The sequence below is a fragment of the Burkholderia sola genome (assembly GCF_905400185.1).
In the GTDB taxonomy this organism is placed as follows: domain Bacteria; phylum Pseudomonadota; class Gammaproteobacteria; order Burkholderiales; family Burkholderiaceae; genus Burkholderia; species Burkholderia sola.
This window is the reverse complement of record NZ_FR989676.1, coordinates 780,939-804,639: the sequence shown is the minus strand read 5'-3', so window position 1 is coordinate 804,639 and position 23,701 is coordinate 780,939. Positions and strand designations below refer to the sequence as shown.

The window sequence follows — 23,701 nt, the reverse complement described above, 5'->3', positions numbered from 1 at the left end:
GCGCGATTCTCGGAGTAAACCGGAGGCGATGCAACTCGCCATTTTCGCCATTTCGAACAGAATTGGTCCGATCTCGCATCATTCCGAAAATAGCCGCGACCATTTTCGAGATAAGTACGCAAAATTTTTCCTTGTGTACGTTTGCGCTGCCGGATTCGTCGCGTTTTCAATCCGACGGTTTACCGCTGTCATATACGGCAGGATCGCGCCTGTACGAACGGCAGGATCGCCACGTACGGCGCCGCGCGGCGGGCCGTCGCAACTCGTTTATGATGACAGACACCGCTGCCTCACCCGCTTTCCTCGATGACGTCCGAACGGCCTGCCGACTCCCACACCCCCGCGCCTCCTCCCGCCGACGACTGGCAGGACGACGGCAGCTACGCGGCCGGCGCACCCGAGCACGATTTCGCGGTGCGCCGCGTGACGCTGATCGTGCTGCTCGTCGCGGCGATCGTGCTGCCGTGCATCTACGTGGTGGTGATGGCGTACAGCGACCTGAAGGCGCGCGAGGCCGCCGCGAGCGACGTGACGATGCGCACGGTGCGCGTGGCCGAGGAGCACGCGCTCAAGGTGTTCGACCTGAGCGAAACGCTCGATGCGCGCATCGTCGACCTCGTGCAGGACATGGACGACGCGACCGTGCGCGGCAGGGAATCCGACATCCACGAGGCGCTGAACACGATCGGCGGCGGCTATCCGCAAGTGGCCGCCGTGTCGATCTTCGGTGCGAGCGGGATGCTGCTCGCCAACAGCCTCTACTATCCGGCGCCGTATGCGTCGATCGCGAATCGCGACGACTTCGCCGGCATCCGAGACGGCAAGGTCATCGAACACATCTCGAAACTGATGATGGGGCCGCTCAAGCTCGAGAACATTCCCGTATTCAACACCGGCGTCGCGCGACGCCATAGCGACGGTTCGTTCGCCGGCATGGTGTCGATCGCGCTGAAATCGTCGTATTTCAACGCGTTCTACCGCGACCTGCTCGGCGGCGCGAGCACGCCGATGACGATGGCGCTCGCGCGCTCGGACGGCGCGGTGATCGCGTCGTATCCGCCGCCGCCGTCGCTGGCGCACACCGATCGCTCGGTCACGTTCGGCAACGCGCACAACGAGCCGCGCGCGGGCGTCGTGCGCGTGCGTCACGACGACGCGAGCAGCGAGATCGTCGCGTATCGCCAGGTCGGCAGCTATCCCGTCTACGTGAGCTGCGCGTACCGCACGTCGGCAATCTGGCATGAATGGTACGAACACCTGAGCGTGCTGTTCATCTCGATGTTCGCGCCGTCGGTCGCGCTGTGGTCCGTGATCTGGCTGTCGCTCAAGCGGCTGAAGGCGGAAGAGGAGGCATGGGACCGCTGGCAGGCCGAAGCGTCGATGCGGCGCTCGATCGAATCGGCGTACCGGCAGTCGCGCAAGATGCAGGCGCTCGGCAATCTCGTCGGCAGCGTCGCGCACGACTTCAACAACCTGCTGATGATCATCTCGAGCAACGTGCAGATCGCGCGGCGGCGCGGCGTCCAGCATCTCGACAAGGAGCTCGGCGCGATCGAACGCGCGCTGAAGAACGGGCAGTCGCTCACGCGCCAGCTGCTCGGCGTCGCGCGCAAGCAGCCGCTGCACAACGAGACGATCGACATCGGGCAATGGGTCGGCACGTGCCGCGAGCTGCTGAAGACGTCGCTCGGGTCGAAGTCGTCGCTGGTCGTCGCGATCGAGCCGGGCGTCTGGCCGATCCGCGTCGACGTCGCGGAACTCGAGCTCGCGGTGATCAACCTCGCGGTCAACGCGCGCGACGCGATGGCGACCGGCGGACGCTTCACGGTCGGCGCGCGCAACGTCACGCTGCGCCGTGAGGACGGCTTCCCGCTGACCGGCGATTTCGTGCAGATCTCGCTTGACGACACGGGGTCGGGCATGGCGCCCGACGTGCTCGCGCGCGCGTTCGAACCGCTGTTCACGACGAAGGCGCAGGGGATGGGGACCGGGCTCGGCCTGCCGCAGGTCTTCGCGTTCTGCGAACGCTCGGGCGGCCTCGCGACGATCGACAGCGCGGTCGGTGCGGGGACGTCGGTGCGTCTGTACCTGCCGCGCGCGCGCGCCGAGGATGTCGTCGCGCGGCCGGCGGCCGCCGCGCACGATGCGGCCAATGGCGAGCTCGCCGGCCTGCACGTGCTGCTCGTCGAGGACAACGGCGAAGTCGCGGCCGGCACGGAAGCGCTGCTGTCGCTGCTCGGTCATCGCGTGACCTACGCGCCCACCGCCGACGACGCATTGCGCCTGATCGAAGGCGCCGCCGCGAACGACGCGTTCGACCTCGTGATTTCGGACATTCATATGCCGGGCCGCCTGAACGGCATCGACCTGGCCGAAGCGATCGACAAGCGGCCGGGGAAGCTGCCCGTGATTCTCGTCACCGGTTATGCAGAGGAGCTCGACCGCACGCGCACGGTCAACGTCCGCGTGCTGTCGAAGCCGTTCGATATCGCGCTGCTCGACGAGATCCTGCTGGGCATCCGCGAAGCGCGCGACGCACGACACGCCGGCGCGTGACCCGCGGTGCGCAGGGCGGCGCCGGCGCGACGGCGTGAACGAACGCGGCGATCAGGCCGCCGACGACGTCACGCCGATTTCAGCAGACGCACCCAGCCCGCGTAACGATCGACGAAGCCCTGCAGGAACTTGCGGGTGTCCTCGCTGACGATCTGCCCCTGGTCGTCGATGCGCGCCGGGTCGTGCTTGATGAACATCTCGGGCTGACCGAGCGTCTTCACGTCGAGGTAAGCGAGCACGTTGCGCAGGTGCTGCTGCGCGAGCGCGGTGCCCACCGCGCCCGGCGACGTGCCGAGCACCGCGCCCGGCTTGCCCGACCACGAATTCGAACCCCATGGGCGCGAGCCCCAGTCGAGCGCATTCTTCAGCACGCCCGGCATCGACCGGTTGTACTCGGGCGTGACGAACAGCAGCGCGTCCGCGGCTTCGATCGACTGCTTGAAGCGCTTCGCGACTTCCGGGAAATCCGCGTCGTAGTCCTGGCTGTACAGCGGCAGCTCGCCGATCTCGACGAACTCGAACGAAAAATCGGCGGGGGCGAGCGAGATCACGGCGTGCGCGAGCGCGCGATTCGTCGACGCGCGACGCAGGCTGCCGACGACGACCGCAATACGATAGGACATGGCATTCTCCTTCCGGTGAGTGAGGAATCGGATCGATTGCTTCCGAATGGGCGACAAAGGTCTGTTTATAGGCAAGCCAGCCCGCGAGCCGTCCCACGGGGCCGTCCGGCCGACTTTCCACAAGGTTTTCCACAGAAATTGTGGATAACTCGACCGATATGTTCCGACGTTACAGATCGCCCGCCGCGCGGCGTGGTCGACGCGCGACACGGGGTTCGGCAAGCATAGCGCAGCGCGGCGGCGGGCTCCGTGAATTCGTGACGGAACATTGCGTTGCAGGCGCGGACCGCGCCCAGTAAGCTGCTCGCACCGCGACGCGCCCGCTCCCGTGACGCTCGCGCGATTGCCATTGCTTCGAGACACTGCAACCAGACATGCCGTCCGCACACGACGATCCCGCCTATCTCGCGCAACTGCGGCGCGACCTGCTGCGCTTCGCGCGACTCCAGCTCCGCGATGCCGACGCGGCCGAAGACGCCGTGCAGGAAGCGCTGGCCGCCGCGTGGTCGCATGCCGGCGAGTTCGCGGGGCTGTCGGCCCACAAGACCTGGGTGTTCGGGATCCTGCGCAACAAGCTGATCGACGTGCTGCGCGCGCGCCAGCGAATGGTGAGCCTGACCGCGCTCGATGCGGAGCTCGACGGCGAATCCGTGCTCGATCGCGAACTGTTCAAGGACAATGGGCACTGGGCCGCGCATGCGAAACCGCGACCGTGGCCGAAGCCCGAAACGCTGTTGCAACAACAGCAATTCTGGACGCTGTTCCAGGTCTGCCTCGACCATCTGCCGGAGCAGATCGGACGCGTGTTCATGATGCGCGAATTCCTCGATGTCGAGATTGTGGATATCTGTAGCGAATTGACGCTGACGACGAATCATTGCAGCGTGCTGCTGTACCGGGCGCGCACGCGCCTGCGAACCTGCCTGAGCGAAAAAGGACTGACGACCGAAGATGCTGCCGGGGAAATGTACTGACGTGACACGACTGCTGTCGGATGCGCTCGATCGGCATCTGACGCTGCACGAGCGTCTGCAGGTACGCGTGCATCTGCCGACCTGCAGCGGATGCCGCGCCTATCGTGGACAGATCGCGCTGTTGCGGACGGCCGCGAAAGCGGCGGCGGGGCAGGAGTCGGACGATGATGAGGGATCGTCCGGTGGCGGCTAGGCGGCGCGGGGTGTCGACGTGTCGTTCCGCCGGCCGCTCGCGCGTGCGGCCCGGCGGTTGCGTCGGCCTGGATTGCCGTTGCGTGTGCCGGGCCGGACTCGGTCGCGTTGATGCAATAAGAAAAATACGCCGGGGAAGAATTATTCGAACAGCGCCTTCACCGACTCGGGCGGGCGACCGATCGCCGCCTTGCCGCGATATACGACGATAGGGCGTTGCAGCAGGATCGGATGGGCGGCGATCGCCGCGTAGGCTTCGGCGTCGCTCAGATCCGCGCGAGCCAGATTCAATGTCTTGTACGGCTCCTCGCCGTCGCGCAGCATGTCGCGAACCGGGCGGCCGAGCTGCCGATGCAGCGTTTCCACTTCCTCGACCGTCGGCGGCGTCTTCAGGTACTCGACGACGTTCAACGGCGCGCCGGCGGTATTCAGCGACTCGACCAACGCGAGCGTCTCGCGGGACTTCGAGCATCGGGGGTTGTGGTAGATCGTGATCATCATTCAAGCCTGGATGGGGGAGCCCTGTATTGTAGCCAGTCTGCATTGACGGGCTCGGTGGGGTGGTTCAAGCGAGATCGGGGTGGTTTTCCTCTCGACAGGTTGCTGCGGTGGTTCGGTTTGGCGATGTGCTGTGCGTCGGGTGTCTGGGAGACGCTTCGAAGATGCGGTTACGTTTATGCGCATAAAGGCCGGGCAACGGCCTCGCGGGACCGGCAACTGTGGTCAGCCTGACCAATGCCCAGTGAGGGCTGTCCCGGGTGGCGAAAGGGCGCGTGATTGCGGGACACTTCGGCTGCGTTTATGCGCATAAAGCCTGCGATTGTCGGGCGAGGTGCGAGGCCACTCTGACGTAGGTCTATGCCCAGACGAGACGGCACCAGACAATGGCTATATCGATAATCCATCGCCCCGGCACGACATCATTGCGCTCCTGACGCGGGCGAGGCGCCTGCCTTCGGCCCTTCTCCGCGGGCCATCCTTGCGTCTGGTTTATGCGCATAAACGCCGCGGGCCGAGACGGCGTTGTCTCGATGCACATCGGTTCTGCGATGGATATCGAAGACGCACGTCCAGCCTCACAGACCCACTCATCCCGCTCGCGAATGCGCGGCGGGTTCCCCAACGAAGTTGATCGCCGTGAGCTCTGCCGAGTTTATGCGCACAAACTCGGCGGCTCGCAGGCAACGCGGCCCATCTAGCGAAAGGGGAGCGTACCGAGACATATCTCTACGACGAGCAGCGCCCGGCGACGTAGCCCGTGAAGACGCAGCCATCGAGCACCGCATCGACCGCTCGGCATCGGCCTCGCCATCTCCACGACACCACCAACACCCGCCGTCCATCTCCGCCATCTCGTTTATGCGCATAAACCGATAGTCCGAATGGCCAACGCGTAGTTGTCGAACGACAATTTCATTGAAATTCAAATATCGTCCTGTAGAATTCCAACGACCAAAACAGGAGTGAAAATTGGCCGCGGAAATCATTGCAGTCACTCAACAAAAAGGTGGCGTCGGCAAAAGCACGATTGCCATGCATCTCGGCGCCGCGTTCCATGAAAAAGGGAAGCGCGTCCTCGTCATCGACGCAGACCGTCAAAACACGCTGGTTCACTGGTCGAGCGCATCCGGCGACAGCGACAACGGCATCCCGTTTCCGGTCGTCAACCTGGCCGAAGCCGACGGCCAGATCCATCGCGAGATCAAGAAGTTCATCAACGACTACGACATCATCGTCGTGGACTGCCCGCCGTCGATCACCGAGAAAGTCTCCGGCGTCGTCCTGCTGGCCGCATCGATTGCCGTGATCCCGACATCGTCGTCGCCGGCCGATTACTGGTCGAGCGTCGGGCTGGTCAAACTGATTCAGCAGGCGCAGGTGATGAACGAAGACCTCCGCGCGGTGTTCCTGCTGAACAAGACCGAAGAGAAGCGCATGCTGACCCGCGAGCTCAAGCGTGCGCTCGAGGAACTCGGCTTCCCGCTGCTGAAGACGCAGATTCCGACCCGGGAAGCGTACAAGCAGGCAATGGCGCTCGGTCAGACCGTGCTGCAGATGAACGATCGCGGCGGCAAGCTGGCCGCCGCCGAAATTCGCGCATGCGCCGACGAAATCGTCGCCATGCTGCCCTGACTTTATGCGCATAAAGGAGTCACATGAAACCTTCCCAATTTGCCAAAGGATTCCAAGCGCGCCCGGATATCACGACGAGCGAGAAGCGCACGGCGCTTGATCGGCTCAATGCGATCGACGGCATCGTCAAGTCCGACACGCCGACCCCGGCATCGACCAAATCCGCGAAAAAGGACATCGCCCCTCCGCCTGCTCCGGAATTCACGATCGATCCGTCGATCGACGAATCGCAGCAATATCGCGCGTGGCGCCTCGAGAATCGCTATGCGCCGGGGCAAGTGATCGAGTTGCCGCTGAAGGCGATCAAGCATAGCCCGTTCAACCCGCGGCACTTCTATCTGAAATCGTCGATTGCCGAACTTGCGGTCAACCTCGCGAAGCAGGGTCAGCAGCAGGCCATCCACGTGATTCCGGATTACGACAATCCGGGCACGTATTTCGTCAGTGATGGCGGCCGCCGCGTGCGGGCGCTGAAGGAAGCGAACAAGGAGTCGGTCAAGGCGATCGTGATCGACGTGCCGATCGGCATCCAGAGCTACAAGCTCGGCTACGACCTCAACGTTCAGCGCGATTCGCAGACGGTGTTCGACAACGCCGTCGTGTGGCGCCGTTTCCTCGACGACAAGCATTTCCAGAGCCAGAAAGAACTCTCCGAGCACCTCGGCCTCGACGAGTCGACGGTGGCCGTCGCGTTGTCGATCGGCAAGTTGCCGGAAGCGATCATGCAGGAAATGGTCGCGCGCCCCGATCGCTTCGGATCGAACATGGCGTATCAGGTCGGCCGCTATCACAATGCGCGCGGCACCGAGGCAACGCTGCGGCTGATCAACAAGATCGTGTCGGACGATCTCAGCACGCGTCAGGTGTCGGATATCGTCAAGGGCCGCGTCGCGGCGCAGGAGACGCCAAAGGCGGCCGGCCGTCAACGCTATGCGCAGCGTCTCGAGATCAAGCTCGGCGGCAAGTCAGTCGGCGACCTGAAGTCGTATGGCGAAGACCGCATCGAGCTGCGCCTGCGCGGCCTCCCGAAGGACAAGCGCGACGCGATCCTCGAGCAGCTCGAGCGGATGCTGTTGTCGGAGTGAGGGAAGCGGCCGGCAGGGCCTGGTGAGGACGCCGGCCCCGCCCGACTGGGGCTGGGGACCGGCGGCGGCCCGTCAGCGGGCCTGAGCGGACGTCAAGCGGCCCGCGACTGGTTCAGCGTGAACGACAGCAGGTCGCCGTCCGTCGGCTCGCCCCAGGTCTTCTGGGCCAGCCAGTCGAAAAAGGCCGTCTCGGCCAGTTTGGAATCGAGGCCGCGCTTGCGCCAGTCGTCGCGCAGATGCGAGCCCATCGTCGGCAATGCCTCCGACTCGAATGACTCGCGCGCGACTTCGCGCTCCGCGTCGCCCTGCTCTTCGTACAGCACCTTCGCTTCCTTGCGGCGGAACGCCGCGAACTCGCTCAGCAAGCGCGCCTTCAGATCGTCCGGCTGCGCAACCGCGACCTTCGCGGACGGCGTGCCGGCCGGCAGTGCGTCGACCGACTCGACCGGCGGCGCATACCCCTTCTTCAGCGCATCCTTGAACAGCGCCGGCGCGCTGCGCACCGGCGGCAGCGTCGTACTGCGCATCCGCTGCTCGGTCATCTGCAGCGCGGCGCGAATCCGGTTTTCCTCGCTGTCCGCATAGAGCGTCTGCGCTTCCTTCAGCGGGATCCCGAGCTTCACCATCCGGTCGACCAGCGTGCTGTCGAACACGTTCGGGTGTTCGTCGAGCGCGAGCATCGGCTGCTTGCGCTCGGTCACGCGGAACTGGATCTCGGCCACCCGACGCCCTTCGCGGTGCTCGATCAGCTCGACGAAGATGTTGGTGACCGCGTTGACTTCCGCGATCGCGGGGCGCAGGTAATCGCGCTTGAAGTACTTGTACTCGCGCTTCGCTTCGTCGCCGGCTTCCGTGTCGGGCGTGCCCGACAGGATCGGCCGCCACCATTCCCACGGCTCGCGCATCGTCAGGTGGCTCGGGTTCGTCAGGTAGCGCACGCAGATCTCGTACAGCGCGAGACCGGCGCTGCTGCGCAGCTGGCTCTGGAACTGCAGGCTGAGGCGCGCGTACTGGACCGGGTCGAGCAGCTTCTTCTTGATCTTCGGCGCGAACGAGAATTCGACCCACACGCGACGGGTAGTCGGATCCTCGAGAATTTCCGCATCGGCGATCAGCGTGGAGATCCCCCACTTGCGGCCGGGCTTCTGGCTTGATGTGCCCGTGCTCCATTCGACCTGTACGGACACCATGCGGCGCAGGTGTTCCTTCACCAACGCGGTGTCGTTCGAATCGAAAGCGGAGTTGGCGACGATGTCCGACAGCAGCGCACGATACGTGTCGCCCGAGTCGTCGGCCTGCTGCGCGACGGCCAGCAGGACATTGAACAGCTTGCGAGTGAGGAGCGTGATCTTGCCGCTCTTCGGCTGAATGGCGATCGCCTCGACGGCCTTTCGCAATTCGGCTGAACTGGCACTCACCACATCCACATCGGTTTTCTTGGCGCGCTTCGTCGTGGCCATACGTCGGGTCGGAGGAGAAGTTTCCCGGAAGGATAGCGCCTGCGGTGATGTGCGTCCAGAACGACATGCTCACCATAGCCGGTGAAGCACGCCGGCAAAACGGCACTCACCCGTACCGCTCCCGAAAACGCTCACCGGTCCGCCCGGACGGCGTTCCGGACTCGTCCAGACGTGCCGCGGCATGCGCCGATTCACAGAATTTCACCTGTGCAGGACACGTGCGAAATTGGCTCCCGTATCGGCTCACCTTTCGATTTGTCGTAATTTTGCGACTGCGCAACCGTGAGTTCGACACAGGGTCGCGATTGCACCTCACCGTTCGTCCCGGACCGCCGCCCATCGGCCTGTATGCATGTACAGGCGTGATCCGCCGGAACATCGGTTCGGCTTCGACACGTGGAAAACCGCCATCGAAACCGGTACGCGCAGCCCGATCGGCGGCTGCTTCGCCAGCCCGGGCGCGCATTGTACAGTGCGCGAATCGTGTCCAGTCCCGAAAATACTCACCTGTGGCACAGCATGCGGATTCGTTCGGATGCCGACGAAGGTCCGACACACGCGGGACTCGCTACCAATGACTCCCGCAAACGCTCACCTTACAGAAGAAATGCGGCACCGCAGCGGGTCCGGAAATGACTCCCGAAAAATCTCACCGTAACCGGCGCGGTATCAAAAATCTCAATCCCTTCCGATACTTATGCACAGAAGGCATTTGGCTGTGCATCGCCGGGATCCCCCGAAAAGCCTCACCTTTCGACGGGAATCCTTCATACGACAACCGAATCTCGGCCCCTGAAAAGTCTCACCTGTGCCAAAAAGTGGCACAGCAAAAACGAGATTTCCGCCAGTCCTGACGGGCTTTTCGGCGAATTAGGCCGGTCACGAGTCCCGAAAAGCCTCACCTCTGACCATTTTTTCAGCAAATACGGCTCCCGGAAAGCCTCACCTGTGAGCGAGATCGCAGCCTGTGATCGATGCCCCGAAAAAGCTCACCTTTAGGGGATCGGAGCAGGAAAACCCGGATTTCGCTCCCGAAAAACCTCACCTTTGGGGCATCACAGGCGCCGAAAAGCACTTTTGCTGTGCAAAATGGCGTTTGCTTCCCGGAAATCCTCACAGCAAATTCCCGTGGAGTCCCGTGAAACCTCACCTTTCGCCAAATCTGCCCAAAAGATGGGCAGAATCAGGGCGCGAAGCACGTCCTGCAAGTTCTCACCTATGTCTGCACAGGCAGAAAACTGTGCAGCCAGGCATGGCGCGGGTTCTGTGGCTGTGCGGCCCCGAAAACCCTCACCTGTGGGAAAACGCGTGTTTTACTGTGATCCCGAATCCGCTCACGACCCTTCCTGCAACGGCTCACGCAGCTCCCTGAACCCCATCACGTCAGCTCCCGCAGAAGATCACCTTGGCTCCCGTAAAACTTCACCTTGTCGGCCGGAAAGCCTTGCGCCATAAGGCTGTGCCGTGGCGTTAACGTTTTTAACTAAGGGTTCAAGGGTGTTTACTTCTAATACTCTCAAACCATCCGCTGGGGAGTTTTCCACAGACACCCCAACCCCTGAACACCCACAGGCAACCCGATCGATCGTCATGTGAAACAAATGCCCAAATTCGGGGTTCACGGAAAATCGCTTGCAGTACAAAGACTTGGCTGACTTTCTTCGCTTTGTTTCACGGAATTCCAGGTCACCGTCAGCAGGATGGACTCGCCGAGCCGATTTCTGTGCAAAACGACGTAAATTCACAACGGACCCTCGAAATAAGTATCGGTGAATACGTATTTCGTTATGATTGCCACATTTCATTGTCTGTGAGCATGGCCATGACCCTGGACGAAATGCGTCAAGTCATTCGGGAAGAACTGGAATCGCTACGCGCAAGCGGTGCACGGCGTCAGGAATTGTCGCTCCATGCATGCAAGCGCTTGTTCTTCGATCTCGGCATCCGGCCGTCGGCCGCCAACGTCCGCGATCTCACCCAGACCGGCAGCGCCAGCGACATCCCGAAAGACATCGATCATTTCTGGGAGCGCATCCGTGCCGCTTCCAAGATCCGGCTCGACGGCGCGGCGATCCCGAAAGCTGTCGAGGAAAAAGCCGGCGCGTTGCTCGGCGCACTCTATGAAGAGGCATTGAAAGCCGCACGCGACAGCCTCGATGGAGACCGCGAGCAGGTCCGCGCCGACATGGCCGACGCGGAACAGCGGTTGCGCGACGCAACTATCCGTCAGGAGACGCTCGAAGGCGCGCTCGCGCGCGGGGAAGCGAGAAACGAGCAATTACAGGCGCGGGTGACCGAACTCGAGGTGCAGCTCGCGTCCCAGACCACCCACGGTTCGGCAAGCGAAGCCACGTTGCTCACCACAGTCGCTCGACTGGAAAAGGAATTGGCCGCGGCTGCCGGCCGGATCGATGCCGAGCAAGCGCAGAACGCCGCGCTACGCGACCGCATCGATGCGCTGCAGGCCGAATTGCAGCAGCGCACCGAGCATTACGCGCAGCAAATCAAGGATGCGGTGGCCGAAGCCGAACGCCGCGTCAAGCCGATGCTGGTCGAACTGGATTCGTTGCGCAGCATGGCGTCGACGTACCAGAGCGGGTTGCGGGACGTCCAGCGCAAGGAATTCGATTTCCTGCAGCAGTTGAGCTCGGCCAAGGCGCGCGCCGACCGGCTCGAAGAACAGTTGCGTACCCAGAGCGACGAACTGGAGCGCGCCACGCGCGACGTGAATTCATTGCGCGCGAACCGCGGAATGAATCCGGAAATCGCCGCGCTGATCCGGCGCCTGGCCGAGGCGGGACGGCTCGATGCCAACGCGTATGCCGCGATCGGCACCTCGCTGGACCACGAGATTCCGGCGCCGACCCGGTGCCCGCATTGCGACGGCGAACCGGAACTGTCACATGGCAACGAGGGGTTTGAAGTCGCGTGCCCCGAGTGCGAGCACGCGTCCGGCGCATGGCCGTCCCGCTTCGAAGCCGTCGCGCGTTTTGCGCAGACCTGACGTGAAAGCCGGCAGCGCCTCACAGGTGAGAAGATCCGGGAAGCTTGAGGTGAGGTTTTTCGGGAGCTGTGAAACGGTGAGGCTGCGCCACACAAGGCTGCTCACGGATCGTTTCCGTGAGCAGCCTTTTCCCGATCAGTGAGTTTCGTCGCGGTCGGACGCGTCACCGTTGCTGTCGGCCAGCCCGTCACGCCAGTTTTTCCAGGCGCGATGCAGGCGATTCGACGAGATCGGCCGCATGAAGCCCAGCCATTTGCCGACGCGCTCCGGCGGCACGTCGTGCTCGAACAGTTCGGCCGCGTAGCTATTGCGCAGGGTTTGCGGGCTGGCGCGCGCCGTGCGTGACGATGTGAGCCCGGCCGATTCGACGATCGCGTCGATCGCGCGCAGCATCGTCGCCTTGTGCATCGGCCGCCCGGCATGCGATGCGGGGAAGACGAGTTCTCCTGGAATCTCCTGGCGTTTGCGTTCGGTGAGCCACGCTTCGAGCAACGCGATCGCAAACGAGGCCAGATGGGTGTCGCGCGAGTAATCCGGATGCGTCGACGCGATCCGCAGCGACGTGCCGCTCGTATTGATGCAACTAATCGTAAGTGCGCGCGCTTCGCCGGTTTTGATGCCGGCGCCAAGAAACGCGGCGACGAGCGCACGGTCGCGGCGTTCCTTCCAGTACGCGGAACCCGAGACGCCGATCGGCGAAAACAGATACGCGAGCAACGTCGCCCGTTCCGCCGGCGTGAGGAAACCGGTCGGTTCGTTGTCGCGTGCCTTGCGCCAGTTCGCTTCGCCATCCTGAGCAATGAAGCGGGCCGGATTGGTCGATGCGTACTCGGTGCGGCGGACATGATCGAGCACCCGCTCGATCAGCCGGAGATAGCGCATTCGCTGGGTTTTCTTGATCGGCAGTTCGCCGACGAAATTCGCAATGGTCGGCGTATCGACCGTCGCCAGGTTCTTTTGATGGGCGCGCATCCACGTGAGAAACGCACCCCATTGCGCGCGATAGACGTCGGCCGACGAGCGGCGATAGTCCTGCATCGCCAGCCAAGCGTCGAACGCGGCTTCGGGCGAGGCGACCCAGTCGGACGCATCGCGGTCGAACAGATCCTTTTCTTCCGGCGAGGCGGCGGTGTCGGGAGAGGCGGGAAGGGACATGGCATTAATTCCGTTAGTTGCGTACATGGTAGCCCTTTTCCGCAACGTATCGGGCAGCAAGCGGGTGAACCGGCCGCCATGCGCGACGGCCGGGGCCGGGCCGTCAGTCGCCCCACGCCTTGGACTGGCGGTGCGGGCGCGCGGGACGCGCGGTGTCGTGCGCGTTTGCCGCGGCTTCGTACGCGAGCACGGCAAACGAAAAGACCGCCGGCAGCGCATTCGAGCGCCCGAAGTCGATCGGATCGTCCGTTTCGGGAAACGTCATGTCCGACGGCCGTTCGAACAGTTGACGCATGCCCGCGTCGTGTCGGCTGGCAAAGCCGAGATCGGCGAGCGCTTCGGCTTCGATCGCATGCAGCAGGCGCCACGTCAGCGGCACGCGCTGACGGATGTAGCGCGCCGCGATATGGCGAACGATCAATTCGAGGTCATGCGCGGCAGCCTTGAAGCTGAGCGCGGCTAAATCTTGTTCTTCTGTCATTGCAGGCTCCTGTCGACCGGGACGGGCGCCTCGGTGCGCCGGCTCCGGCCCATGCATGGCGGAATGTCCGTATACTGTACAAACATACAGTATTTTCCGCAACTGGCCTGCGACTGACCTTTTAGCGTGAACAGGCCCTGGCTATCCGCGCCGTCAGCGATGGATCACGATCAGCAATGCCCGCGCTTCGGCCTTGCCGGGATTGCGGATCGCATGCGGCTCGTCGGCCGGGTAGCGCGCGGTGTCGCCCGTCTTCAGCCGGCGGCTGGCCGCGGCGGCCTCGATTTCCATCGCGCCCTGCAGCACGGTGAGGTGCTCGCGCGTGCCGGGTTCGTGCGCGTTCGATACCAGTGCGCCGCCGCCCGGCAGCGTCAACTCGTACCACTCGAACTTGCCGGCGAGGTCGATCGGGCCCCATACGCGCAACTGGTACCGGCCGTCGTGGCCGGCGAGCGTCGGAATGTCGTGCGGGCCGTCCACGCGGATCGTCTCGGGCGCCTTCGGCTGCGAAAACAGTTCGTCGAGCGTGATGCCGAGCGCGTTCGTCAGCCGCCATGCGACGGCGATCGTCGGGTTGGCCTTGTCGCGTTCGATCTCGGAGAGCATCGATTTCGATACGCCGGCTGCGCGCGACAGGTCGTCGAGCGTCAGCTTGCGCTCGTTGCGCAGCCGCTGGATCTGCTCGCCGACGCGCGGCGGAGTCGCGGCCGGTGGTTGCGGGGCGGCGTCGGCGGGCGTGCGCCGCGATCCGGAGGAACTTGCCATTTGGATTCCGTTCGCTTAGAGTTGTTCGATATTTCGAATTCTAGTTCGGAATATAGGATAAATGCGGTCAACCGAACGACCGACTATAACAGTAGCAAGCCGTTGCGCCGCCACGAGCCGTGCGCCGCGGAATGCGAAACCCTGTCAGGAGCTTTGCGATGCGTGATGCCTTTCTCGCCCAGGTGCGCGGGACGCTCGACCAGATCCGCGCGGACGGTTTTTACAAGACCGAGCGCGAGATCGCGAGTCCCCAGGCGGCAGCCGTGCGGCTCGCCGGCGGCGCCGGCGTGCTCAATTTCTGCGCGAACAACTATCTGGGTCTGGCGAACGATCCGCGGCTGATCGACGCGGCCAAGGCCGGCCTCGACCAGGACGGCTTCGGCATGGCGTCGGTGCGCTTCATCTGCGGCACGCAAACCGTCCACAAGCAACTGGAAAGCGCGCTGGCCGCGTTTCTCGGCACCGAGGACAGCATCCTCTATTCGAGCTGCTTCGACGCGAACGGCGGGCTGTTCGAGACGCTGCTCGACGAGAACGACGCGGTGATCAGCGACGAGCTGAATCACGCGAGCATCATCGACGGCATTCGCCTGTGCAAGGCGAAGCGCTTTCGCTACAAGAACAACGATCTGTCCGACCTCGAGGCGAAGCTCAAGGAAGCCGATGCCGCGGGTGCGCGCCACAAGCTGATCGCGACCGACGGCGTGTTCTCGATGGACGGCATCATCGCCGATCTGAAAGGCATCTGCGATCTCGCCGATCGCTACGGCGCGCTCGTGATGGTCGACGATTCGCATGCGGTCGGCTTCATCGGCACGCACGGTCGCGGCACGCCCGAGCATTGCGGCGTCGAAGGCCGCGTGGACATCATCACCGGCACGCTCGGCAAGGCGCTCGGCGGCGCGTCGGGCGGCTATGTCGCCGCGCGGCGCGAGGTGATCGAGCTGCTGCGCCAGCGCTCGCGTCCGTATCTGTTCTCGAACACGCTCACGCCGAGCATCGCCGCGGCATCGCTGAAGGTGCTCGAACTGCTCGGCAGCGACGAAGGCGCGAAGCTGCGCGAGCGCGTGCGCGAGAACGGCGCGCAGTTCCGCAAGCAGATGACCGAAGCCGGCTTCACGCTCGTGCCCGGCGCGCATCCGATCATTCCGGTGATGCTCGGCGACGCGCAGCTCGCGACGAACATGGCCGACAAGCTGCTCGGCGAAGGCGTCTACGTGATCGGCTTCTCGTTCCCCGTGGTGCCGCGCGGCCGGGCGCGCATCCGCACGCAGATGAGCGCCGCGCATACGCCCGAACAGATCGACCAGACGGTCGCCGCGTTCGTGCGTGTCGGCAAGTCGCTTGGCATCATCTGACGGAGGCGCGACCATGAAAGCACTGGCAAAGCTCGAACGCGGCCCCGGCCTCACGCTCACGCGCGTGAAGCGCCCCGAAGTCGGCCACAACGACGTGCTGATCAAGATCCGCCGCACGGCGATCTGCGGCACCGACATCCATATCTGGAAGTGGGACGACTGGGCGCAGAAGACGATTCCGGTGCCGATGCACGTCGGCCACGAATATGTCGGCGAGATCGTCGAGATGGGGCAGGAAGTGCGCGGCTTCGCGATCGGCGATCGCGTGTCCGGCGAAGGGCACATCACCTGCGGTTTCTGCCGCAACTGTCGCGCCGGGCGCCGGCATCTGTGCCGCAACACGGTGGGCGTCGGCGTGAACCGCGAAGGCGCGTTCGCCGAATACCTGGCGATTCCGGCGTTCAACGCGTTCAAGATTCCGCCGGAGATCTCCGACGATCTCGCGTCGATCTTCGATCCTTTCGGCAACGCGACGCACACGGCGTTGTCGTTCAACCTCGTCGGCGAAGACGTGCTGATCACCGGCGCGGGCCCGATCGGCATCATGGCCGTCGCGATCGCGAAGCACGTCGGCGCGCGCAACGTCGTCATTACCGACATCAACGACTATCGGCTGGAGCTCGCGCGCAAGATGGGCGCGACGCGCGCGGTCAACGTCGCACGCGAGTCGCTGCGCGACGTGATGGCCGACCTGCACATGACCGAAGGCTTCGACGTCGGTCTCGAGATGTCCGGCGTGCCGAGCGCGTTCACGAGCCTGCTCGAGGCGATGAACCACGGCGGCAAGGTTGCGCTGCTCGGCATCCCGCCCGCGCAGACGGCGATCGACTGGAACCAGGTGATCTTCAAGGGGCTCGAGATCAAGGGCATCTACGGCCGCGAGATGTTCGAGACCTGGTACAAGATGGTCGCGATGCTGCAGAGCGGCCTCGACCTGTCGCCGATCATCACGCATCGCTTCGCGGCCGACGATTACGAGCAAGGCTTCGCCGCGATGCTGTCCGGCGAAAGCGGCAAGGTGATTCTCGACTGGACCGTCTGAGTCGGGGGGCGACAGAGCCGGGGCGGCGCGGCACGTTGGCCGGCTGCCCCGTTTTCGTTTGCACACGCACGCACCGTCGTGCATCGAAACGCGTGATTCAACGCTTGAGGTGAGGTTATTCGGGAGCGGTGTTCGCGCGCCGAATCGTCGCACGATCCCGCATAGGTGACGTGCAATGGCAGATTCGCTTCACCTATCGGCAGCCGCTTCGCTTCTCGCCGTCACGCTATTCGGTGCTCGTTTTTCCTCTTCCATGCACTTCCCCGCTTCGTTTGGCGCGCGAGCGTTCGCCCGCAACCTTAGGCGGCATCGTACCGACCCGGAACATCAACCGTGAGCCGCATGCAGCGCTGCGACTCACTGAGACGAAGCGCGATCGGCCTCGACCGGTGCGCGACCCCCACTTGATCCGTTCACCCTCGAATCCGCGCGGATCGCGCTGAAGGCTCAGCCCGACGAGCCGGCGCTTCGCGCGAGATTCAGCCCTCCCACCGGCAGGGCTTTTTTCATCCGGGTATTGACGACGGAGAACGATCGTTCTACCGTAAACCGATGAACACACCTCTCGACTCCTCCGGCGAACCGGGCGTTCGCGACCGGCTGCTCGACGCGGCCGAAGCGCTGATCTATTCGGGCGGCATCCATGCGACCGGCGTCGATGCGATCGTCAAGCGATCCGGCGCGGCGCGAAAGAGCTTTTATTCGCATTTCGAATCGAAAGAGGCACTGGTCGTCGCCGCGCTCGAACGTCGCGACGCGCGCTGGATGCGCTGGTTCGTCGACGCCACGCTGGCGCGCGGCCACGCGCCGCGCGCGCAACTGCTCGGCATGTTCGACGTGCTGCGCGACTGGTTCGGGCAGCCCGACTTTCACGGCTGCGCGTTCCTGAATGCGTCGGGCGAGATATCCGACGCCGACGATCCGGTGCGCGTCGTCGCCCGCATGCACAAGGCACGCCTGCTGGCATTCGTGCGCGAGCGCTTCGACGCCTACGCCGACGAAACCGGCGTCGCGCGCCGCGGGCTCGCACGCCTCGCACGTCAGTGGCTCGTGCTGATCGACGGCGCGATCGGCGTGGCGCTCGTCAGTGGCGATGCAAACGCCGCGCGCGATGCGCACGCGACGGCTGAACTGCTGCTCGATACCGTATCGCGGTAGCCGACGCAGCGAATCCGAACCGGCTGCGTGCGTTCGCAGCCAGAACCCTGAACAGGAGCAATCCATGTCCGCTTCCCCCGAAGTTCGTCCGCCCGTTCCGCCCTTCACGCTTGAAACGGCGCGCCAGAAAGTGCGCGCCGCCGAGGACGGGTGGAACACGCGCGATCCGCAACGCGTGTCGCTCGCCTATACGCCGCAAAGCCGCTGGCGCAACCGCGCGGAATTCGTGACGGGCCGCGACGAGATCGTCGCGCTGCTGCAGCGGAAGTGGGCGCGCGAACTCGACTACCGGCTGATCAAGGAGCTGTGGGCGTTCGACGGCAATCGCATCGCGGTGCGCTTTGCGTACGAGTGGCATGACGATGCCGGCAACTGGTTCCGTTCGTACGGTAACGAGAACTGGGAGTTCGACGAAAACGGCCTGATGGCGCATCGTCACGCGAGCATCAACGATCTGCCGATTCGCGAGGCGGACCGTCTTTATCACTGGCCGCTCGGCCGTCGTCCGGACGATCATCCGGGGCTGTCCGACCTCGGGCTGTGATGCTCGCGCCCGTTCGAAGGAGCGGCGAACGCATCAGCGGAGGTTCAATGGTGAGGAAATTCGGGAGCCTTCCGCTGAAGGTGAGATTTTTCGGGACGAGGTGAAATGTCGCGTCGAACTGTGTGCGTTGAACAGGTCGACGCGACATCGCACGGGTAAAGCGGTGCATACGTCGACGTGCAGCGGTGTGCGTCACCGTGCGATGCATTTCACCGATCGTGTCGAAGCGATCGTGCATTGACGATCGGTGTGCGCGAGCGACACGTGCAACTCATCGATCGGATCATCTTTCGGCTTGCGATGAAAAACCGCGCAAGCAGTGCGCGTTGCGATGCGTTGTTGCTCACCGCTCGACTTCACGCCGACGCATCGGCGGAGTCCGCTAACGTGCGCGACCGCATCGTGCGTCGCTCGCCGCAGACCGATTCACGAAGCGCCGCCCGGCGCGCGCGCCGGGCACGACCCTCGACCCTCAGCCCGCGATCCGCGCGGCGATCGCCTCGCCCACTTCCTGCGTGCCCGCGTTGCCGCCGAGATCGCGCGTACGCGGCCCCGTGCGCAGCACGTCCTCGATCGCGGCGACGATCGCATCGTGCGCGTCGCGTTCGCGGCCCGTGCCGTTGCCGAGGAAATCGAGCATCATCGCCGCCGACCAGATCATCGCGACCGGATTCGCGATGTATTGCCCCGCGATGTCGGGCGCCGAACCGTGCACCGGTTCGAACAGCGACGGGAACGTGCGATCGGGGTTCAGGTTCGCCGACGGCGCGATGCCGATCGTGCCCGTACAGGCCGGCCCGAGATCCGACAGGATGTCGCCGAACAGGTTCGACGCGACGACGACGTCGAAGCGGTCCGGCTGCAGCACGAAGCGCGCGCACAGGATGTCGATGTGCTGCTTGTCGACCGCGATTTCCGGATAGCGTTCGGCCATCTCGGCCGCGCGCGCATCCCACCACGGCATGCTGATCGCGATGCCGTTGCTTTTGGTCGCGACGGTGACGCGCTTCGCGCGCCGCTGCGCGAGCTCGAACGCGAATTTCAGCACGCGCTCGGTGCCGTGCCGCGTGAAGATCGACTGCTGCATCACGACTTCGCGCTCGGTGCCTTCGAACATCGTGCCGCCGACCGACGAATATTCACCCTCGGTGTTCTCGCGCACGATCATGAAATCGATGTCGCCCGGGCGGCGGCCGGCGAGCGGCGACGGCACGCCGTCGAACAGGCGCGCGGGCCGCAGGTTGATGTACTGGTCGAATTCGCGGCGGAATTTCAGCAGCGAGCCCCACAGCGAAATGTGATCGGGCACCGTCGCCGGCCAGCCGACCGCGCCGAACAGGATCGCGTCCATGTCCGACAGCTGCGCTTTCCAGTCGTCCGGCATCATCGTGCCGTGCTGCGCGTAGTAGTCGCAGCTCGCCCAGTCGATCTCGACGAAGTCGAAGCGGATGCCGAAGCGCGCGGTCACGGCGGCGAGCGCGCGCAGGCCCTCGGGCATCACTTCGCGGCCGATGCCGTCGCCGGGGATCACGGCAATCCTGTAAGTCCTGTCGGTCATGCAAATCTCCTTGTCTGGTTGGCCGGCCGCCGGGAAGGCAACGGCCCGTCACGCCATTCTATTTATTTCCATCTGGATTAAAATCGCTCAAAAGTTAATCGACTTTCCACGAATCGTGAATAAATCGCCGAACCTCGACGACCTGCGCGTGTTCAGCCTGGTGGTCCGCCTCGCGAGCTTCAGCGCGGCCGCCGAGCAGCTCGCGGTGTCGCCCGCGTATGTCAGCAAGCGCGTCGCGATGCTCGAGGCGCAGCTCGGCACGCGCCTGCTGCATCGCTCGACGCGCCGCATGACGGTCACCGAAGCCGGCGAACGCGTGTTCGCGCGCGCCGAAAAGATTCTGGACGACGTCGATCATCTCGTCGAGGACGTGTCGACCACGCGCACGGTGCCGCGCGGCACGTTGCGCATGTCGAGCAGCTTCGGCTTCGGCCGGCACGTCGTCGCGCCGGCGCTGCTCGACTTCAGCGCGCGCTATCCGCAACTGAACGTGCGGCTCGATCTGTTCGACCGGCTCGTCGATGTGGCCGGCGAAGGCTACGACCTCGACGTGCGCATCGGCGACGACATCGCCGATCACCTGATCGCGCGCCGCCTTGCCGCGAACCATCGCGTGCTGTGCGCATCGCCCGACTATCTCGCCCGCCGCGGGACGCCGCGCTCGCTCGCGGATCTGGCGTCGCACGACTGTCTCGCGATCAAGGAGCGCGATCATCCGTTCGGCGTATGGCGGCTGACCGTGCGCGGCGAAACGGCGACGGTGAAGGTCGGCGGCGCGCTGTCGACGAACCACGGCGAGGTGGCCGTGCAATGGGCGCTGGCCGGGCGCGGGATCGTGCTGCGCTCGATCTGGGAAGCCGGGCCGCTGATCGAGCGCGGTGCGTTGTGCCGCGTGCTGCCGGACGCGGTCCAGCCCGCGAACATCTGGGCCGTGTATCCGGAGCGCGTCGCGGCGTCGGCGAAGGTGCGCGTATGCGTGGATTTTCTGGTGGAGACGCTGGCCGGCCTGAATGCCGCCGCGGGTGACGATACGGCCTGAAACCGGCTAAAGGTGAGCTTTTACGGGGGGCATGCGCAGGCACCGTCGACGATGCCTGCGGGCGCGTCACGCCGCGTGTCGCGCACCGAGCATCAAGTCGAGATTCTGCACGGCGGCGCCGGATGCCCCTTTGCCGAGATTGTCGAACACGGCGGACAGCAGCACCTGGCCGCCGTCTGCGTTGACGAACACGCCGAGCCGCAGGTCGTTGGTGCCGTTCAGCGTTTGCGGATCGAGATGCGTGGCCGCGCGTGTGTCCGCGAGCGGCATCACGTCGACGTGACGCGCGTCCGCGTAATGGTGCGCAAGACACGCATGCAGCCGCTCACCGGTCACCTCGGCCGGCAGCAGGCGCAGCTCGATCGGGATGGTGAGCACGATGCCTTGCCGATAGGCACCGTAGGCCGGCACGAAGAACGGACGGTGCGCGAGCCCCGCATGCTGCCGGATCTCGGGCACGTGCTTGTGCTCGAGCGCGAGGCCGTAGACCTGCAGCGGCAACGCGTGTGCGGCGGCGTCGCCCGATTCGAACGCGTCGACGGCGGCCCTTCCGCCGCCCGAGTAACCGGACACCGCGTGGATGCTCACCGGGTAGTCGCGCGGCAGCAGCCCGGCCTGCAGCAGCGGGCGCAGCAGGCCGATCGCGCCCGTCGGGTAGCAGCCCGGATTGGTCACGCGCTTCGCCTGCGCGATGTGTTGCGCTTGTCCGTCGGCCATCTCGGGAAAGCCGTAGACCCAGTCGGGCTGCGTGCGATGGGCCGAACTCGCGTCGATTACGCGTACCGCCGGGTTCCGGATGAAGCCGACCGCTTCGCGTGCGGCCGCATCGGGCAGGCACAGGATCGCGATATCGCACGCGTTGAGTGCGTCGGCGCGGCGGGCCGCGTCCTTGCGTTCGGCGGCGGGAAGCGTGAGCAGCCGCAGGTCGGTGCGCTCGCGCAGACGCGCGTGAATCTGCAACCCGGTCGTGCCCTGGTCGCCGTCGATGAAGACAGTGGGGAAGCTCATGATGGTCGTGTGCGTCGCGTTCGGTCGTCGGGGGAAACCGTATCGTCCACCGAACGCCTAGAATAGGAAAAGTTGAATTTGCTGACCGTCCGATTCAGCTTTTCTGAACGAGAGGTGTGTGATGCGCGAGATCAGTCTGGACCGCCTGCGTACGCTGGTCGCGATCGCGGACCACGGATCCTTCGTGGCGGCGGCGCAATGGCTTCATCTCGCGCCGCCGACCGTCAGCCTGCATGTCGCCGAGCTGGAAAGCCGCATCGGCGCGCCGCTGCTGTCCCGCACGCGCGGCAACGTGCGTCCTTCGGTGATCGGCGAAGTGCTGGTGGAGCGGGCGCGGCGTCTGCTGGCGGAAGTCGAATCCACGCTGGACGACGTGCAGCGACAGGTGCAGGGGTTGACCGGGCGCGTCCGCCTCGGCGCATCGACCGGCGCGATCGCGCACCTGTTGCCGCAGGCGGTGGCCGGATTGCGCGCGCAGCATCCGGATATCGACGTGCAGATCGCGGTGCTCACGTCGCAGGACACGCTGGCGCGCCTTGCGCAAGGCACGCTCGATGTCGGGCTGGTCGCGCTGCCGCAAGCGCCGGTCGCGGGGCTGTCGATCCACCCGTGGCGTCGCGATCCGGTGATGGCCTTCCTGCCCGCGGACTGGCCGCTTCCGGCGCGTGTGACGTCCGCGTATCTGGCCGAGCGGCCGCTGATTCTCAACGATGCGACGACGCGCCTGTCGCGGCTCACGACCGAATGGTTCGCGCTCGGCGGCCACCGGCCCGAGCCGCGGATCGAACTCAACTACAACGACGCGATCAAGAGCCTGGTCGCCGCAGGATACGGCGCGACGCTGCTGCCGCATGAGGCGGGCGCGCCGCTGCCGGATGCGCGCATCGTGATGCGGCCGCTACGCCCGGCGTTGTGGCGTGAATTGGGGATTGCGCATCGAGCCGGCCCGGTCGAACGGGCGACGCAGCACGTGCTCGATGCGCTGCGGGCGCTCCGCGCGCGATAGCGTCCGTCGTGCGGCTGACGCGCGCGAGCCGTGCGGCCCAACGCGCGTTCAGAGCCGGTTGTCCTTCGCGAGCGTGAGCACGCGCGCCCAGCGCTGCGCATCGCGCTTGTCCATCATCGGCAGCTTCCATTCGCCGCGCACGGCGTCGCGCACGCGCACGACGAGATGCCAGCGGCCGTCGATCGGCGCGGCCTCGCAGCCGTCGAGCTGCGACAGCGTATAGCGGCCGTCCGCGCCGTCATGCGACAGCCACAGCAGCCCTTGCGTCGCGGACACGCGCAACTCGCCCCACGCGCGATGCACGATATGCGTCCAGCCTTCTTCCTTCGTGTTCGGTGCGATGTCGCGACGGCGCTTCAGCCACCACGCGATCAGCGCGATCAGGAGCGCGGCGGCCAGCACGGCGGCCGCGATCGCGACCGGCGGGCCGAACTGCGCGGCGATGACGTGAAACAGGTGAACGGCGCCCCAGCCCAGGGCGATGAGCGCGAGCAGCGCAATGAAAATCGGCATGTCGAATCGGAAAGGAGGACGGGCCGGCGCAGGCGGCGCGCCGGCCC

The 23,701-nt window shown here is 64.9% G+C and carries 21 protein-coding genes; 12 read left to right on the top strand and 9 right to left on the bottom strand.

Annotated features, from left to right (window positions below):
- Positions 1-306: 306 nt before the first annotated feature.
- Positions 307-2,556: a hybrid sensor histidine kinase/response regulator gene (locus KR541_RS20155; protein WP_089489934.1), complete on the top strand. Its 2,250-nt coding sequence runs from the start codon at positions 307-309 to the stop codon at positions 2,554-2,556.
- Between the two features lie 68 nt (positions 2,557-2,624).
- Here KR541_RS20155 and KR541_RS20150 read toward each other — a convergent pair whose 3' ends face one another.
- Positions 2,625-3,179: an NADPH-dependent FMN reductase gene (locus KR541_RS20150; protein WP_050013472.1), complete on the bottom strand. Its 555-nt coding sequence runs from the start codon at positions 3,177-3,179 to the stop codon at positions 2,625-2,627.
- A gap of 374 nt (positions 3,180-3,553) precedes the next feature.
- Between KR541_RS20150 and KR541_RS20145 the strand changes: the two genes are divergently transcribed.
- Both KR541_RS20145 and KR541_RS20140 read left to right on the top strand, forming a co-directional pair.
- Positions 3,554-4,153, top strand: coding sequence for an RNA polymerase factor sigma-70 (locus KR541_RS20145; protein ID WP_050013473.1), 600 nt, complete (start codon positions 3,554-3,556; stop codon positions 4,151-4,153).
- Entirely contained in the window at positions 4,131-4,346 is a 216-nt protein-coding gene (locus KR541_RS20140) for a zf-HC2 domain-containing protein (protein ID WP_050013474.1), read from the top strand. The genes KR541_RS20145 and KR541_RS20140 overlap by 23 nt, the downstream gene beginning before the upstream one ends.
- Before the next feature lie 140 nt (positions 4,347-4,486).
- Here KR541_RS20140 and arsC read toward each other — a convergent pair whose 3' ends face one another.
- A complete protein-coding gene (arsC, locus tag KR541_RS20135) occupies positions 4,487-4,843 on the bottom strand; it encodes an arsenate reductase (glutaredoxin) (protein ID WP_050013475.1) in 357 nt (118 codons plus the stop codon).
- A gap of 972 nt (positions 4,844-5,815) precedes the next feature.
- Between arsC and parA the strand changes: the two genes are divergently transcribed.
- Both parA and KR541_RS20125 read left to right on the top strand, forming a co-directional pair.
- Positions 5,816-6,478, top strand: coding sequence for a ParA family partition ATPase (parA, locus tag KR541_RS20130; protein ID WP_006480195.1), 663 nt, complete (start codon positions 5,816-5,818; stop codon positions 6,476-6,478).
- A gap of 23 nt (positions 6,479-6,501) precedes the next feature.
- A complete protein-coding gene (locus tag KR541_RS20125) occupies positions 6,502-7,563 on the top strand; it encodes a ParB/RepB/Spo0J family partition protein (RefSeq protein ID WP_050013476.1) in 1,062 nt (353 codons plus the stop codon).
- Between the two features lie 92 nt (positions 7,564-7,655).
- On the opposite strand, the gene KR541_RS20120 is transcribed toward KR541_RS20125, so the two are convergent.
- Entirely contained in the window at positions 7,656-9,023 is a 1,368-nt protein-coding gene (locus KR541_RS20120; protein WP_050013477.1) for a replication initiation protein, read from the bottom strand.
- Between the two features lie 1,822 nt (positions 9,024-10,845).
- Between KR541_RS20120 and KR541_RS20115 the strand changes: the two genes are divergently transcribed.
- Positions 10,846-12,027, top strand: a complete 1,182-nt coding sequence (locus tag KR541_RS20115) for a DNA-binding protein (RefSeq protein ID WP_050013478.1) — start codon at positions 10,846-10,848, stop codon at positions 12,025-12,027.
- A 135-nt stretch (positions 12,028-12,162) separates the two neighbouring features.
- On the opposite strand, the gene KR541_RS20110 is transcribed toward KR541_RS20115, so the two are convergent.
- The 3 genes from KR541_RS20110 to KR541_RS20100 form a co-directional block, all read right to left on the bottom strand.
- A complete protein-coding gene (locus KR541_RS20110) occupies positions 12,163-13,182 on the bottom strand; it encodes a tyrosine-type recombinase/integrase (protein ID WP_089489935.1) in 1,020 nt (339 codons plus the stop codon).
- A gap of 103 nt (positions 13,183-13,285) precedes the next feature.
- Positions 13,286-13,663, bottom strand: coding sequence for a DUF2471 family protein (locus KR541_RS20105; RefSeq protein ID WP_050013480.1), 378 nt, complete (start codon positions 13,661-13,663; stop codon positions 13,286-13,288).
- A gap of 153 nt (positions 13,664-13,816) precedes the next feature.
- Entirely contained in the window at positions 13,817-14,428 is a 612-nt protein-coding gene (locus KR541_RS20100; protein WP_050013481.1) for a helix-turn-helix domain-containing protein, read from the bottom strand.
- Between the two features lie 158 nt (positions 14,429-14,586).
- Here KR541_RS20100 and KR541_RS20095 point away from each other — a divergent pair, with 158 nt between their 5' ends.
- From KR541_RS20095 to KR541_RS20080, 4 genes are all read left to right on the top strand, one after another.
- On the top strand, positions 14,587-15,786 hold the full coding sequence (locus KR541_RS20095) for a glycine C-acetyltransferase (RefSeq protein WP_050013482.1): 1,200 nt from the start codon (positions 14,587-14,589) through the stop codon (positions 15,784-15,786).
- A gap of 13 nt (positions 15,787-15,799) precedes the next feature.
- Positions 15,800-16,828, top strand: a complete 1,029-nt coding sequence (gene tdh, locus KR541_RS20090; protein WP_006480187.1) for an L-threonine 3-dehydrogenase — start codon at positions 15,800-15,802, stop codon at positions 16,826-16,828.
- A gap of 552 nt (positions 16,829-17,380) precedes the next feature.
- Positions 17,381-17,986: a TetR/AcrR family transcriptional regulator gene (locus KR541_RS20085; protein ID WP_050013483.1), complete on the top strand. Its 606-nt coding sequence runs from the start codon at positions 17,381-17,383 to the stop codon at positions 17,984-17,986.
- Positions 17,987-18,050: 64 nt separating this feature from the next.
- A complete protein-coding gene (locus tag KR541_RS20080) occupies positions 18,051-18,530 on the top strand; it encodes a nuclear transport factor 2 family protein (RefSeq protein WP_050013484.1) in 480 nt (159 codons plus the stop codon).
- A 472-nt stretch (positions 18,531-19,002) separates the two neighbouring features.
- On the opposite strand, the gene KR541_RS20075 is transcribed toward KR541_RS20080, so the two are convergent.
- A complete protein-coding gene (locus KR541_RS20075; RefSeq protein WP_050013485.1) occupies positions 19,003-20,088 on the bottom strand; it encodes a tartrate dehydrogenase in 1,086 nt (361 codons plus the stop codon).
- A gap of 115 nt (positions 20,089-20,203) precedes the next feature.
- On the opposite strand from KR541_RS20075, the gene KR541_RS20070 reads away from it, so the two are divergent.
- Positions 20,204-21,127 (top strand): LysR substrate-binding domain-containing protein, encoded by a 924-nt coding sequence (locus tag KR541_RS20070; RefSeq protein WP_050013486.1) that lies wholly within the window; start codon positions 20,204-20,206, stop codon positions 21,125-21,127.
- 66 nt (positions 21,128-21,193) lie between these two features.
- On the opposite strand, the gene argC is transcribed toward KR541_RS20070, so the two are convergent.
- Entirely contained in the window at positions 21,194-22,135 is a 942-nt protein-coding gene (gene argC, locus KR541_RS20065; RefSeq protein WP_050013487.1) for an N-acetyl-gamma-glutamyl-phosphate reductase, read from the bottom strand.
- Between the two features lie 121 nt (positions 22,136-22,256).
- Between argC and KR541_RS20060 the strand changes: the two genes are divergently transcribed.
- Positions 22,257-23,141 (top strand): LysR family transcriptional regulator, encoded by an 885-nt coding sequence (locus KR541_RS20060; protein ID WP_050013488.1) that lies wholly within the window; start codon positions 22,257-22,259, stop codon positions 23,139-23,141.
- 48 nt (positions 23,142-23,189) lie between these two features.
- Here KR541_RS20060 and KR541_RS20055 read toward each other — a convergent pair whose 3' ends face one another.
- On the bottom strand, positions 23,190-23,654 hold the full coding sequence (locus tag KR541_RS20055) for a hypothetical protein (protein WP_050013489.1): 465 nt from the start codon (positions 23,652-23,654) through the stop codon (positions 23,190-23,192).
- Positions 23,655-23,701: the final 47 nt, after the last annotated feature.

What these genes read in the sequence shown, in the direction of transcription:
- KR541_RS20155 (WP_089489934.1), top strand. Translation starts at nt 307, where the DNA reads ATGACGTCCGAACGGCCTGCCGACTCCCACACCCCCGCGCCTCCTCCC.
- KR541_RS20100 (WP_050013481.1), bottom strand. Translation starts at nt 14,428, where the DNA reads ATGGCAAGTTCCTCCGGATCGCGGCGCACGCCCGCCGACGCCGCCCCG.
- KR541_RS20120 (WP_050013477.1), bottom strand. Translation starts at nt 9,023, where the DNA reads ATGGCCACGACGAAGCGCGCCAAGAAAACCGATGTGGATGTGGTGAGT.
- tdh (WP_006480187.1), top strand. Translation starts at nt 15,800, where the DNA reads ATGAAAGCACTGGCAAAGCTCGAACGCGGCCCCGGCCTCACGCTCACG.
- KR541_RS20125 (WP_050013476.1), top strand. Translation starts at nt 6,502, where the DNA reads ATGAAACCTTCCCAATTTGCCAAAGGATTCCAAGCGCGCCCGGATATC.
- KR541_RS20055 (WP_050013489.1), bottom strand. Translation starts at nt 23,654, where the DNA reads ATGCCGATTTTCATTGCGCTGCTCGCGCTCATCGCCCTGGGCTGGGGC.
- KR541_RS20080 (WP_050013484.1), top strand. Translation starts at nt 18,051, where the DNA reads ATGTCCGCTTCCCCCGAAGTTCGTCCGCCCGTTCCGCCCTTCACGCTT.
- KR541_RS20095 (WP_050013482.1), top strand. Translation starts at nt 14,587, where the DNA reads ATGCGTGATGCCTTTCTCGCCCAGGTGCGCGGGACGCTCGACCAGATC.
- KR541_RS20105 (WP_050013480.1), bottom strand. Translation starts at nt 13,663, where the DNA reads ATGACAGAAGAACAAGATTTAGCCGCGCTCAGCTTCAAGGCTGCCGCG.
- KR541_RS20110 (WP_089489935.1), bottom strand. Translation starts at nt 13,182, where the DNA reads ATGTCCCTTCCCGCCTCTCCCGACACCGCCGCCTCGCCGGAAGAAAAG.
- KR541_RS20085 (WP_050013483.1), top strand. Translation starts at nt 17,381, where the DNA reads ATGAACACACCTCTCGACTCCTCCGGCGAACCGGGCGTTCGCGACCGG.
- argC (WP_050013487.1), bottom strand. Translation starts at nt 22,135, where the DNA reads ATGAGCTTCCCCACTGTCTTCATCGACGGCGACCAGGGCACGACCGGG.
- KR541_RS20150 (WP_050013472.1), bottom strand. Translation starts at nt 3,179, where the DNA reads ATGTCCTATCGTATTGCGGTCGTCGTCGGCAGCCTGCGTCGCGCGTCG.
- arsC (WP_050013475.1), bottom strand. Translation starts at nt 4,843, where the DNA reads ATGATCACGATCTACCACAACCCCCGATGCTCGAAGTCCCGCGAGACG.
- KR541_RS20060 (WP_050013488.1), top strand. Translation starts at nt 22,257, where the DNA reads ATGCGCGAGATCAGTCTGGACCGCCTGCGTACGCTGGTCGCGATCGCG.
- KR541_RS20140 (WP_050013474.1), top strand. Translation starts at nt 4,131, where the DNA reads ATGCTGCCGGGGAAATGTACTGACGTGACACGACTGCTGTCGGATGCG.
- KR541_RS20115 (WP_050013478.1), top strand. Translation starts at nt 10,846, where the DNA reads ATGACCCTGGACGAAATGCGTCAAGTCATTCGGGAAGAACTGGAATCG.
- KR541_RS20075 (WP_050013485.1), bottom strand. Translation starts at nt 20,088, where the DNA reads ATGACCGACAGGACTTACAGGATTGCCGTGATCCCCGGCGACGGCATC.
- KR541_RS20145 (WP_050013473.1), top strand. Translation starts at nt 3,554, where the DNA reads ATGCCGTCCGCACACGACGATCCCGCCTATCTCGCGCAACTGCGGCGC.